This is a genomic window from Pseudonocardia halophobica (genome assembly GCF_050948485.1).
Lineage (GTDB): Bacteria > Actinomycetota > Actinomycetes > Mycobacteriales > Pseudonocardiaceae > Pseudonocardia > Pseudonocardia halophobica.
Genome location: NZ_CP192046.1, coordinates 6,190,195 through 6,203,015, shown reverse-complemented (window position 1 = coordinate 6,203,015; position 12,821 = coordinate 6,190,195). Strand labels below are relative to the sequence as shown.

The following is a 12,821-nucleotide window of genomic DNA, read 5'->3' as shown; positions in this document are numbered from 1 at the left end:
GGGGCTCGATGCATCCGCCGGAGCGGACACCACCGATGATGAGGAGCCGCGTTACACGCGGCCTGATAGGAGTTGGCGGCCGTCGACAGAGCCAGTGTTTGTCGAGGCACTCTCGTGCCGGGGTCACCTGAGCGTCGGTTCCGGCACCGCCGTGCATCGGGTCCTGAGCCTGTTCGTCAGGCCGGACGGCGCCCCGCCGCGGTCGCGATCACGACTGCGGACGGTCTGGCGGGTCGAGCCGGACTCCAGGCGGTGGAGGCGATGTTGTCGCCGCGGCGGTGTCGTGGGCTCCGTTCTCGTGCCGGCGACCGGTTCGGTGACCAGCTGTGAAAGGGTCCCGCGGCGACGCCGGCATCGTCAGGGTGTGGTCCCCCGCTCGAGATGGTGTGGACCCTGCCTTCGCAGTTCGGGTTGACCCGAGAACCGTCGGCACTTCGCTCAGCTCGATCGGCGCGACTGTGTCGCCACGCAGCAGAGAGCGGCACAGAACTCACCGCGCCGCCGGTGATGCCATCGACGACACCAGTACGTCGGGGCGAAGAACCGTGGAAAACGCTCGCCATGGATTCTACGAGCTGCCCTGCTCGCGCAGAGTCACGTCGAATCCCGAACCCGAAGGCGTGAGGGCGATCGCATAGGTGGCGCCGGCATACGCGTTCAGGGTGCCTCTCCCGCCGAGGTCCACGATCTGACCGTTCACGAGTTGCATCGTCACTGACAATTCGTAGTCGACGGGGCCCGGAGGAGCTGTGACCGGCAGCGTGGCTGTGGGCGACGTGCGGTCGACGTTCAGCGTGCCGACGTTCCTCCCCTGGGAGAAGACAGTGCAGGCCTCGGCAGTCTCGAGGGTGGGATCGAGGGTGTTCACGATCTGGAAACTCACGTCGGTGGGAGTCGTAGAGCCCGATGTCTGTGAGCCTGCTCCGGCACTGCTCGTTCCGGAACTGTTCGCGGCCACCACCACCACAACAACCACGAGGACAACTGCGGCGATGAGGCCCGCCACCCACCCTCGACGTCGGCGATTCGGTGGCGGAGCTGCTGGGGGAGTCGGACCTGCGGCACCGCCGGCGCCCATGCTCGGGGCCGGCGGCGGTGGACCGGGTGGCGGGTAGTGCGGAGGCGGGGGAGGCGGCGGGGGGTACCGGTGGCTTCCCTGCTGCACGCTGCGTCCGCCGTCGGGGGGCGACGTCTGGTCGCTCATCCTTAGCACCTTCTTCTGTGTGCCGAGTCGGACTTCCTCAGGAATCTGGATCCTCGATCACGACCCCGAGGTCGGCTCCGTTCGCTCTCCACATGGAATCGTCGGCGGCAGTGATGAGCAGCGACGCGATGGCGCGCCACGGGTAGACGTCGGTGTTCGTGATCTGAGTGCGGTCATCCGGTCCGTGGACGGTCTCCTCAGGCGGGGGCGGCGGGCCGAACGACGCCTCCCCGGTGTCAGTGAGGTGGGAGATCGGGAGGCTGAACGCGATCTCCAGATCGTCGGAGAGTGCGACCGGCCGATGGCCAGGTACGTCCTCGATCGCGCTGCCCGCGACCGTCTGGTAGCCGTCGGCGCCGGCCGACGACGGCACCGTCAACTCCTCGTCCACCTCGTCGGCAACCTCGGACTGGTTCGACCCGGGGTGCGGCCCCATCGCCACCACGATCTCGTCGTCGAGAATTGACATGTCCCCTCAATGTCGTTACATGGCCAGATAGATTCAGGCGCTTCGTGAAGAGTTGGAACGTGTACTCCGTGATACGTGTTCCCGGGACCGCAGTGCGTCCGTGGACCGGTATCGGGGCGCAGTACTGCGCCTATTGACGGATTTGTCGCCGTGAGAACGACGGAAGACGGGGCCGAGACCGTCATGATCACAGTTGCGCCGCGTGATCACCAGTTCGACAAGGGTGAAGTGTCTGGCCGGTGAGTGTCGGGTTCCTGGACGGCGAGGCGCAATACGTATATGTACGTAGGAGTTCGAGTAGCTGCGTTGAGGTCGGTGCGGTGGATGATTCCGGCGTATCACGGGGGCGCCCATGATGTGATCGATGGAATCCGGCTTCGCTCGACCGGCCTCCGCTCCCGCGGTTCGAGGCGCTGACCCGGGAGATCGGCGCGACGAGCTTCGGTGCGCGTCGCTGACCGTCCGGCGGACCTGCCGCGTGGTGGACGACCTCTTGACCGTCGTTGCGCACTCGCAGGTCGTGCCGTCTCCCGTCCTTCCGGGGCGCCGGCATTCGTGGTGCGGACCGAGCTTCGTCGGCAGGGTGGGTGGCGAAGTCGTGGCTTACGACCTTGCCCGTCAGACCGGCCACAGGTCACCGACGAAGTCCCCGGGGCCGTTGCTGTAGCCCTCGGCGTTCGACCGCACCAGAGCCTGGGTGAGGCGTGGAGTCGTGTTCCGGACGTCCTGGGCGAGGGCCGCACATCCGCCCTCGAACTCGATCGAGGTCCCTTGGCAGTCCGCGCCGATGTTCGTTCCCAGGAGGGTCCGTGTGTCCTCGCCGGTCGCCGGGAGGTACCTCCTGAGCAGGTCTGTGTCGGCGTGGCGTGCGGCACCGCATTCGCTCGATGACAGGCGCAGGAAGGCTGACACAGCCTCGCGGTGCTCGGTCCATGCGACATCGATCGGCGTGCCCGCGAAGTAGGCAACGACGACGCTGTTGCGCTCGACCGTCGTGCCGTGGGTGCGGTCCGGGCCCTCCGAAGCCAGGTAGGGGAGGACCCGGGCGAGGTCGGTGGCGTCACCGAGCTGGAGGGCGCCTTCGCGACCGAGCTGGCCGACGAAGGCCCCGGGGCGCTGGGCGCTGCGCCCCGGTGACGAGGTGACCTTCGGGCGCGGGGAGGACCGCGACATCCGCATCGGCCACGAGCCGCCCGACGACTTCGTCTCCCGCGACGCCGGCTCGCTCACCGGGCTGCGCGGCGGCGTGCTGATCCGCAACACCTCCAGGACCCAGGCGGTGCGGTTCCTGGCCATGCCCGGCCCCGAACTGCGGATCCGTCCCGGCATGGCCGTCGGGTCGATGCCCTTCGAGCAGGTCCGCATCGACATCCCCGGTCGCTACGGCGCCGAGTACACCCTGCACCTCGACGCCCGCGGCATGCTGAGCCCGCCCGACCTCGGCCCGGTCGAGGAGCCCGTGCGGGACAACGGGCAGGTCACCCGCTACGGCGCCTCGCGTCTCTCCGAGCGGGAGCGACGCATGCTCGCTGCCCTCTGCGAACCCGTCCTCACCCTGGCCGGGAGCCGGCCGGCCACGTATCGCGAGATCGCCGAACGCCTCGGTCGCACCACCCCCGCCAGCGTCCGCACCGGACTCGACCGGCTACGCAACCGCCTCAGCGACACCGACGGCATCCCCGGCCTGCGCGGCGACGAGGACGCGGGGGACACCGCCGGGTTCCTCGAGGCGTTGGCGCACTGGGCCATCGAGACCGGGGAGATCGACGGAGGGGTGGTGCGGGAGGTGCTGGCCGGGGCGCCGTGACGTCGCCGGCTTCGTCCGTGGCCTCGACCGCCGCGGGATCACGTCACCGGGCTCAGCCCGAGCACCTGCCCGTCGGGCGAGCGGGACAGCACGACCAGCGTGTGCTCCTTACGGAACCGCTCGACCTCGCCGCCCCATCGGCCGCTCGTGTCGACGATCGTCCGCGTGCGTGAGTTCTCGTTGATCACCGAGCCGCCGCGGTAGTCGACCTTGTCGAAACGCAGGACGGTCCCCCGCGAGTCGACGAAGGTCTCGGTCAGGTAGGCGACGTCGGTCGGGCCGTCGATCGTGTCGCGCATCGCCGGGATCTCCGCGAGGGCCTGGACGGGCTCGGCCGTGGGCGCGGCCGTCGGAGCGGGCGGTGACGTGAAGTGGAGACCGTCGAGCATCCGGGCGGCGGTCTGTGCGTCGCCGGCCGGCGTCAGGATCGCGGTCATCACCGTGTCGGTACCTGCCGGATGGGACTGCTCGTACCGCAACGGCGGGCCCTCGCTGCACGTCACGTCGTAGCCGGTCCGCTCGACGCCTGCGTCGCCGTGGGTGGGGCCGGTCGAGACGGAACGGATACTGCCGGCCCCTGCCGGACCGCACCGGTCGCCCACGGCAGGCGCCGACTCTGGCGCCACCCCGGGTGGGTTGAAACGCGCGACGATCTCGCCGTCGACGCGGACGGCCCGGTAGCCGGTGGGAGCGACCGAGCCGTCGTTCGGGTGGTAGACGTCCACGTCACCAGCTGGGACGGGTACTCGGACGCCCGCGTACTCGACGACACGGCCGGAGGGTCCGTCGCTGACCACGCCTCCGGGATCGACACCCCAGTCCGTGTACTCGACGCCCGCGAGGTGCCCACGGTCGTAGCCGTTCACGTCCATGCGGGTGCCGGGGCTGTAGAAGTCCCGGCCGCCGTCGTCGATCCGGACCGTGCGCACCTCGTCGCCGACCAGCACGTCCGCCTCGACGTACCAGGTGATCCGGCCCTCCGGCAGCCGTGTCTGGAAGACGAGCGGGATCGTCTCGTTCTCCTTCAGCGCGATCGCGAACCCGTCGCCGAACTGCGTCACCGGTGCCCCGGGCTTCTCGGGATCCGTCGAGTGCCGGACGGCGTCGGACACGTCGATCACCGGATCCCCGGGCTGGGAGTAGAGGTCGAATGCGAAGCCGACCGGGTCGAGCGTCCCGGCACCCGGACACCACAGGGCTGCTTCGCCCTCCCCGGGCCCGCGGCTCGTCACCCGCGCCCGCAGGGCGGTCATGGTGACCCCGTTCTTCGCGTCTCCCCTCAGCAGGAGGCGCTGGATGCGCTCGTCGACCGGAAGGGCGCCGCCCTGCATGCCCTGGCGCCACAGCTCGTCGCAGTCGGTGCTGTCACCGGTCCCTACCGGGACCCGTGAAGCGTCGGGTGCCACCAGCATGAAGCCGTTGAAGGCCGGCTGCTCGACCGCGGAGAACTGGGCGAGAAGGGGGTCCTGCTCGGAGAACCACACCTTGATCTCGTCCACGTTGAAGGTCACGAGGGCACCGATCAGCGCGCCGACGACGGTCGTCGCCGTCCACGCGATCGCCTTGCGGTGCCGCTTCGGGGAAGGATCCGGCGGCGGCCCGTTCCGCCCGCGTGGGTGTCCGGCGACCCTGCGCCTCGTACCCGGCCGTTCTCGCTGGTCGGCTCGACGCTCCACGTGTCTCCCTCTCGACGACTGTCCACGGGCCGGCCGGGTCCGACGACGTCACACGCGGCAGCCGGTGAACCACGTTCCGAGAGGTTCGCGTACGTGGGCCGCGACGGGCAGTACGCAGATCTGCGTAGTACGGGTCGTGGTGTCGGTTTTCCGTCCCGGCGGTGGCGCGCCTTCCGACACCGACCGGGTCCGCCGCCGGTAGGGTTCGGGCCTGCGCGAGGCGGGGAGAGCGATGGACGAACCGGCGGGGCCGCTGTCCCGGCGACCATCCGCCTCCGACGGACCGCAGGTCGTCGAAGTCGCGAGCAGTGGCGATCTCCCCGGTGTGCTCGACCGGGCGGGACTGCGTCGATCTCAGCCGGTCCTCGTGCTCGTCGGCGGTGCCGCCGGCATGGACGGCGAGATGCTCGACCGGCTGCAGGGGCTCGTCCGCACCGACCTGGCCCCACTCCTCGACGAGCACGACGTCGCCGTCGTCGACGGCGGTACGGACGCCGGGGTGATGCGCGCGATCGGGCGGACCAGGTCTGCCGCCGGGAGTCGATTTCCGCTGGTCGGAGTGGTTGCCCGCGGCACCGTGGCGCTTCCCGGTGCGAGTTCCGCGACCGATGCCGCGGCTCCCGAGCCGCACCACACCCACCTGCTGCTGGTGCCCGGCGACTCGTGGGGTGACGAGGCCCCGTGGCTCGCGACCGTCGCCGACGTCCTCGCGGGCGGGCGCCCGTCGGTCACCCTGCTCGTCAACGGCGGGGAGATCGCGTACGCCGACGTCGAGCGCAGCCTGGAGCGCGGGCGCCCGGTGATCGTCCTCGCCGGTACCGGGCGTACGGCGGACGCGCTCGCCGCGGCGGTCGCGGGCAGGAAGGCCGACGCCCGCGCGACCGCTCTCGTGCAAAGCGGGCCGATCCGGGTGGTGCCGTTCGAGACGCCGGACGCACTCCGGTCCGTGGTCGCCGAGACGCTCGGAGTCACATCCGGCTAGCCGCGGGCGAGTCATCCCCCAGACGACGAGGGGACGACCGATGAGACGACCGGCGCTGCTGGCGCGGTTCCCGAGCCTGCGGCCGCCCCGACCGCGGAAGCGGTCGGTGCTGGCCCCCTCTGCCGCCGAGGAGTACCCGCAGCTCGCGGCGGACATCGCCCTCGCCGACGAGATCGTCGGGCCGGAGTTCGCGGCCACGGACCACGCGGCGATGGTGCAGCAGAACCGGTACCGCCGGCAGCAGGTCATGATCATCCTGGGAACGGCGGTGCTGACCGGACTCGGCGGACTACAGGCCGTGTTCTCGGACGAGCGCTGGCCCGGGATCCTCGTGGCCGTCCTGGGCTTCCTGCTCACCTTCGCCGGCCGGGCCGCCGGCGAGCTCCGTGCCCTGGACACCTTCCTCGACGAGCGGATCAAGGCCGAACGGCTGAAGTCCGCCTACTTCCGCTTCCTCTCGCGGACCGGGCGCTACGCCACGGAGGACCGCGTCTCGCGGCTGCGCCGGGCGGTCGTCGCGGTCAAGCGGGGCGAGGAGCCGGTGTGAAGACCCGTGACCAGCAGTTCCGCGCGCTGTACCGGCGGATGCGCATCGACGACCAGCGGGCGTACTACGCGGCCCGCGCCCGGGAGTACCGCGCCGCCCACGACCAGGTCGTGCTCGTGCGCAATGCCCTGCTCATGGCGGCGGCCGTGGCCGGGGTCGTCTCGCAGGCGGTGCACGGCACCGCGCGTGCCGCGTGGGCGGTCGGTGCCGCCGTCCTCGGTGCCCTCGCCGGAGCGGTGACGGCGTACGAGTCGCTCATCGGCTTCCCGCAGCTCGCGAAGCTGTACTCCGACGCCGAGCGCAACCTCGAGGAGGCGGGCATCGACTGGGACGAGCCGGGCGCCGACCTCGCGCGCGAGATCGAACGGGTCGAGTGGGTCTTCCGGAGCGAGCGGGGCCAGTGGGGCCAGCTCGTGGTGAAGGCCGCGTCCGCGACCGACCCGGCGGGTGAGGACCGGAAGACCGACGCCGTCGACGAGGACGTGCGAGCTCCGCGGGCGGATCGCTGAGTTCGGAGAAAGGTCAGGTATTCACCACAGGTGATGACCGCTCTGCACGGTGTTAACGCTGTCGAGCGGTGGGGCGAGCCGCCGGTGCACGAGGCATCGACGCTCGGATGCCGCGGTCGGGTGAAAGTGCGAGGGACGGGTCGTGTCGTACAGCCTGGGGGTGGACCTGGGGACGACGTTCGTCGCGGCCGCCGTGAGCACCGGGTCGCGGGTGGAGATGGTCACCCTCGGCGACCGCAGTGTGGTGACACCGGCCGTCGTTTACCTGCGGGAGGACGGCACGGTCGTCACCGGCGACGCGGCCGGGCGGCGGGCGCTGAGCAATCCCGACCGGGTCGGCCGGGAGTTCAAACGCCGCCTCGGCGACCCCACGCCTCTGATACTCGGCGGGGCCCCGCACGCGGTCACCGCGCTGCTCGCGGTCTTGCTGACCGACGTCGTGGCGCGGGTCTCGGCGACCCAGGGCGCCGCCCCGGACTCGATGGTGCTGACCCACCCGGCCAACTGGGGCCCGTTCCGGCGCGAGCTGTTCGACGAGGTCCCGCAGCTGGCCGGGGTGGCCATGCCGCGGATGGTGACCGAGCCCGAGGCGGCCGCGGCGCACTACGCGGCCTCACGCCGGCTGGAGAACGGCGAGATCGTCGCGGTCTACGACCTGGGCGGCGGCACCTTCGACGCCACCGTGCTGCGCAAGCGCTCCGAGGGGATCGAGATCCTCGGCTCGCCGGAGGGCATCGAACGCCTCGGCGGGGTCGACTTCGACGAGGCGATCCTGGCGCATGTCAACTACGCCGCCGGTGGCGCGCTGTCCGAGCTGGACATGAGCGACCCGCAGACCACGGTCGCGCTGGCCCGGCTGCGCCAGGACTGCGTGCTGGCCAAGGAGGCGCTGTCGATCGACACCGAGACCACGATCCCGGTGTTCCTGCCCCACCGTTGCTTCGACGTGCGGCTGACCCGCGCCGAGTTCGAGGACATGATCCGCGCGACGATCGACTCGACCGTCCGGGCGCTCCAGCGCACCCTGCGCTCGGGCGGTGTCGGCCCGGACGAGCTCAGCGCGGTGCTGCTGGTCGGTGGGTCCTCGCGGATCCCGCTGGTGGCGCGGATGGTGTCCGAGGAGCTCGGGCGACCCACGGTCGTCGACGCGCACCCCAAGTACGCGGTCGCCCTCGGCGCGGCATTGCTGGCCGAAGGGCCGGGAGCGACCGTCGAACCGAACGGGCATGCGGTACCCGGTGCGCTGCCGGGAGCGCCCGGCACCTTTCCGGCGGTCGCGGGCGCCCCGCCAAACGCGGAAACCGTCCTCGACGACGACGTCCAGTTCAGCGTGTACCGGCCGAGGGCGGTCCGCCCGGCGACCTGGTCACCCCTTCTGGTGTTCGCGCACAAGACCGAGACCTTCCTGGACCGGACGAGCGGCGCGGAACGCGATCCCTTCGAGGAGGTCCGCACCCGGGTGGAGAAGACGCTCGGGCGGCCACCGGATCCGGGCGACTTCCGGCAGGCGGAGAGCAACCAGGCGCTGCCCCGAGGAGCCGTCCTGCGGATCCGGCCGAAGATCGACCACTGTCTGGTCAACCCGCCGATGGCCACCTTCCGCTGGCAGGACCCGGTGCACGAGGTCCCCTTCCTGGTGTACCCGTCCGTGGCGGCTGCGGGCCGGCGCGTGCGGGGCCGGGTCGAGGTCTGGCTCGGCCCGTTGTTGATCGGCGAGGTCCTCGTCTCGTTCGAGGTCCGGGCCGATGCCGCGGAGCCGTCCATGGAGCCCGAGGCGCCGTCCCGGTACCGGAAGATCTTCGCTTCGTACTCCCACCGGGACGTCGCCGTCGTGGAGGCGCTCGTCCCGGCCCTCGAGCTCCTCGGGGATCGAGTGGTCTACGACCGCCGCGACCTGAGGTGCGCCGAGCACTGGCCGACCCGCATCCTGGAGCTCATCAGGGAAGCCGACGTCTTCCAGCTCTACTGGTCCCACAACTCGATGCGCTCGATCGAGGTCCGTCGTGAGTGGGAGTACGCGCTCAGCCTCGGGCGGCAGGGATTCGTGAGGCCGTTCTACTGGCAGGCCCCCATCCCGAGGGACGACGACAACGGTCTGCCGCCCGAGATGCTGACCAGCCTCCACTGGGCCCAGCTTCCGGATGTCGCCATGCCGGCCGCAGTCCACGCGGCCGCGGTCGCGCCACCACGCTCGGCGGCGGCCGCCCGGTCCGCCCCCGTGGGCCGCCCGGCTGCGGCGGGATCTGTGATGGCGGCACCGTCGGCCACGGCTGCTGCGCCGTCGTACACCGGTGGACCCGATGCCCCTGGAGGCAGTGACGTCGCCGGCGGGAGGCCCGGTGGCCCACCTCCTCCCCGTCCTTCGCGCCCGTCCGGTGCCGGAGGGCGCTCCCGCAAGGCAATGACGGCCGGACTCGTCGCAGCTGTCCTGCTCCTGGGGATCGGCGGGGTGGGTTCGTTCGCCGCGAACGAGTGGGGGCTGCTCGGAGGTGGTTCCAGCACCGCGGCCCCGTCGACGACCAGCCCCGCGCGGGAGAACCCGCTCGGCCCTGCACCGGTCGCGCCGTCGATCGCCACCAGCGTGCCGATCCCGGCGTTGGGCGCCACGATCCCGGTGGGCAGGACCCCTGGCTTCATCGCGCTGTCGCCCAACGGCCGGCTGGCCTACATCGCCAACCGCAACGCCGGCGTCCTCACGGTCATGGACACCGCGTCCGACAAGGTCATCGCGGTGGTCCCCGTGGAGGCCGGTCCGCCGCAGTACCTTGCCTTCGCGCCCGACGGCGAGCGCGTCTACGTCTCGATCTTCAACGATCAGCGGACGATCAACCTGGTCGGCGTGCTCGACACGTCCACGAACGCGATCACCTCGACGATACCGGTCGGGGTCAGGCCCTTCGCCCTCGCGGTGAGTCCCGACGGCTCGAAGCTCTACGTGCCCAACCACGACTCCGGCACGATCACCGTGATCGACACGGCGACGGAGGCGGTGGTGCACGACATCCGGGTCGCGCCGAACCCGCACTGGGTGGCGTTCTCCCCGGACGGCACCCGCGCCTACGCGGCCTGCCACGAGTCGGGTGTCGTCTCGATCATCAACACGGCCGACGACACCGTCGTCGGTGAGGTGAAGGTGCAGACCAGCCCGCACAGCGTCGAGGTGTCGCCGGACGGCAAGCTGGTGGCCAATGTCAACTACGACAGCGACTCGGTCACGGTCATCGACACCGCCACCGAACAGGTGATCGCGACGGTGCCGGTGGGCAGGAAGCCGCAGGACCTAGCGTGGGCACCGGACGGTCGGTTCCTCTATGTCACGAACGTCGAGGGCGACAGCCTGAGCGTGATCAACGCCGGGACGTGGGCGGTCACCGCGACCCTGCCCACCGGTGACGCCCCGACCAGCCTGGCCGTGACGCCGGACGGGAAGAAGGCGTACGTCACCAACCTCAACAGCGGCACCCTCACCGAGGTCCACCTGACGGGCTGACGGGCGGCGCCCGCTCATACGTACACCTGCGTATCCCGTTTCGGTGATCAGAGGGCGACCATGGGTGATCATGACGCGCCTTCCACACGGGAAACCGATCACGGTCGGACAACTCGGCTCCGCAAGGGAGAGCCCCTTCCGGGAAGTGCCCGAACCGCTCGCCTTCGCGGTGACGACGACACCCGATCTCCACGATTTCGATCTCCTCTTCCTGGGGCTGCAGAACGACCCGGCCAATCTGCTGCCCGAGGGCCCCGCGACCGTCGCCGCGCTGAAGCGGCTTGCGGAGACGATGGCCGATTTCGACGGGCAGGACTCCTCGGAGAACTCGCCCGTCCCGGCCGCGTATACCTACTTCGGGCAGTTCGTCGACCACGACATCACGCTCGAGGTGGTCTCGGGAGCGGCGTCGGAGGACGCCGGTGGACTCTTCGCTCCGAACGCCGTGCCGCTCCCGCTCGACGAGATCCGCGAGAACCTGCGGAACGGCCGGACGGCTACGCTGGACCTCGACAGCGTCTACTCGCCGCCGGCACCACGGGACCCCATGAACCCCGCGAAGATGCTGGTGGGCAGCGTCTCCGAGCTCGGCAACGCCGATCCGCCGTTGGCGCGGCCGGCGGGAAAGGGTATCGACAACGACCTGCCTCGCGAGCCCCGCAGCGCGGACCCGGCGCACGACCGCGCGGCCCTGATCGGGGATCCGCGCAACGACGAGAACACGATCATCTCGCAGCTGCACGTCGCGTTCCTGAAGGGCCACAACCGGCTCGTCGACGAGGGGCACGACTTCGACCAGGCCCGCCGGATCCTCCGGCAGCACTACCAGTTCGTCGTGATCGACGACTTCCTGAAGCGGGTCGCAGATCCCACAATCGTGGCCGACGTCGTCGAGAACGGGAACCATTGGCTCGATCCGGCTGCCGAGCCCTTCTTCATGCCGCTGGAATTCACGGCGGCTGCCTATCGATTCGGGCATTCGATGGTCCGTCCGGGCTACGACTTCAACATCAATTTCCATCTCGACGGACCTGGCGGCCCGGCCACACTTGACCTCCTGTTCACCTTTTCCGCCCTGAGCGGGCAGCTCGGCTTTCCTTCGGCAACCGCCGATGCCTCTGCCGGCGGAACCGGGACCCTGCCCGAGAACTGGATCATCGAGTGGGAGCGCATCATCGGTCCCGGGGTCGGACCGGGAGGGCACGCACGCCGCTTCGACACCAGGCTCGCCGCGATCACCGGGGGCCAACGGCAGGCGTTGTTCAATCTGCCCACAGTGGAGGGCACCCCGGACCGAGGCCTGGCGGCCATGCTGTCCGCCCGGAACCTCCTCCGCGGCTACCGCCTCCGGATGCCCACCGGGCAGGCCGTGGCGCGGCACCTCGGCCTGCCGGTGCTCAGCCCGGACCAGCTGCGGGCCGCCGTCGGGCAGCGCCAGGCCGCCGAGCTCGCCGCGGGTGGCTTCCTGGACCGCACGCCGTTGTGGTTCTACCTGCTGGCGGAGGCGCGCAGCCTCGGACAGGGCGAGCGGCTCGGGCCGGTCGGGAGCACTCTCGTCGCCGAGGTGCTCGTCGGGATCTGCCGCCGCAGCGCGGACTCCATCCTGCGCACGCCCGGCTGGACGGCGTCGCTCCCGGCTCAGCGCCCGGGGCACTTCGACCTGGCTGACCTCCTGCGCTTCGCCGGCGTGCTGCCCGGCGGTGCCCCGACCGTGCTGCACACGGTGGTGCCGGGCGAGACGCTGAGCAGCATTGCGACCGCCGAGCTGGGGGACGCGGCGCGCTGGGTGGAGATCTTCGCCTTCAACCGCAACACCGTGCGCCATCCCGACCGGATCAGGGAGGGGCAGGTGCTGATCATGCCGTCCGGCCCGCCGATGATCCCGCCGCCGCGTTTCCATGTCGTGCAGCCCGGCGAGACCCTCGAGTCCATCGCCACCGCGGAACTCGACGACGGCTCGCGGTGGCGGGAGATCTTTGCCCTCAACGGCGACGTGATCACGTCCATCGACTCGCTCGTCGCCGGGCAGGTGCTGGCGCTTCCGGTGAAGTAGGCGGAGCGGGGCCACACCTACGGCGCGGCCGGGCGGATTGCGAAGAGGAACCGCCCGGCTGCGCTAGCACCCCGCTGTCCGGCG

10 protein-coding genes are annotated in these 12,821 nt (G+C 70.8%); 7 read left to right on the top strand and 3 right to left on the bottom strand.

Annotated elements, in window-relative coordinates:
* Positions 1-568 precede the first annotated feature (568 nt).
* On the bottom strand, positions 569-1,006 hold the full coding sequence (locus ACQP04_RS29600; protein ID WP_433503814.1) for a hypothetical protein: 438 nt from the start codon (positions 1,004-1,006) through the stop codon (positions 569-571).
* Positions 1,007-1,241: 235 nt separating this feature from the next.
* Positions 1,242-1,673, bottom strand: a complete 432-nt coding sequence (locus tag ACQP04_RS29595) for a hypothetical protein (RefSeq protein ID WP_433503813.1) — start codon at positions 1,671-1,673, stop codon at positions 1,242-1,244.
* A gap of 999 nt (positions 1,674-2,672) precedes the next feature.
* Between ACQP04_RS29595 and ACQP04_RS29590 the strand changes: the two genes are divergently transcribed.
* Both ACQP04_RS29590 and ACQP04_RS29585 read left to right on the top strand, forming a co-directional pair.
* Positions 2,673-2,810: a hypothetical protein gene (locus ACQP04_RS29590; RefSeq protein WP_433503812.1), complete on the top strand. Its 138-nt coding sequence runs from the start codon at positions 2,673-2,675 to the stop codon at positions 2,808-2,810.
* A 4-nt stretch (positions 2,811-2,814) separates the two neighbouring features.
* On the top strand, positions 2,815-3,480 hold the full coding sequence (locus ACQP04_RS29585; RefSeq protein WP_433503811.1) for a hypothetical protein: 666 nt from the start codon (positions 2,815-2,817) through the stop codon (positions 3,478-3,480).
* Between the two features lie 38 nt (positions 3,481-3,518).
* On the opposite strand, the gene ACQP04_RS29580 is transcribed toward ACQP04_RS29585, so the two are convergent.
* The gene (locus ACQP04_RS29580) at positions 3,519-4,991 is read right to left on the bottom strand and encodes a hypothetical protein (RefSeq protein ID WP_433503810.1); all 1,473 of its coding nucleotides are present in this window, start codon (positions 4,989-4,991) and stop codon (positions 3,519-3,521) included.
* A 397-nt stretch (positions 4,992-5,388) separates the two neighbouring features.
* Between ACQP04_RS29580 and ACQP04_RS29575 the strand changes: the two genes are divergently transcribed.
* The 5 genes from ACQP04_RS29575 (at position 5,389) to ACQP04_RS29555 (ending at position 12,737) form a co-directional block, all read left to right on the top strand.
* Positions 5,389-6,138, top strand: coding sequence for a hypothetical protein (locus ACQP04_RS29575; protein ID WP_433503809.1), 750 nt, complete (start codon positions 5,389-5,391; stop codon positions 6,136-6,138).
* A gap of 40 nt (positions 6,139-6,178) precedes the next feature.
* Complete coding sequence (locus tag ACQP04_RS29570; protein ID WP_433503808.1) at positions 6,179-6,685, top strand: DUF4231 domain-containing protein; 507 nt, start codon at positions 6,179-6,181, stop codon at positions 6,683-6,685.
* Positions 6,682-7,194, top strand: coding sequence for an SLATT domain-containing protein (locus ACQP04_RS29565; protein WP_433503807.1), 513 nt, complete (start codon positions 6,682-6,684; stop codon positions 7,192-7,194). Before ACQP04_RS29570 ends, ACQP04_RS29565 begins: the two co-directional genes overlap by 4 nt.
* Positions 7,195-7,336: 142 nt before the next feature.
* Positions 7,337-10,684 carry an Hsp70 family protein gene (locus ACQP04_RS29560; protein WP_433503806.1) on the top strand — a complete coding sequence of 1,116 codons (3,348 nt, stop codon included), beginning with the start codon at positions 7,337-7,339 and terminating at the stop codon, positions 10,682-10,684.
* 145 nt (positions 10,685-10,829) lie between these two features.
* A complete protein-coding gene (locus ACQP04_RS29555; RefSeq protein ID WP_433503805.1) occupies positions 10,830-12,737 on the top strand; it encodes a peroxidase family protein in 1,908 nt (635 codons plus the stop codon).
* Positions 12,738-12,821 lie beyond the last annotated feature (84 nt).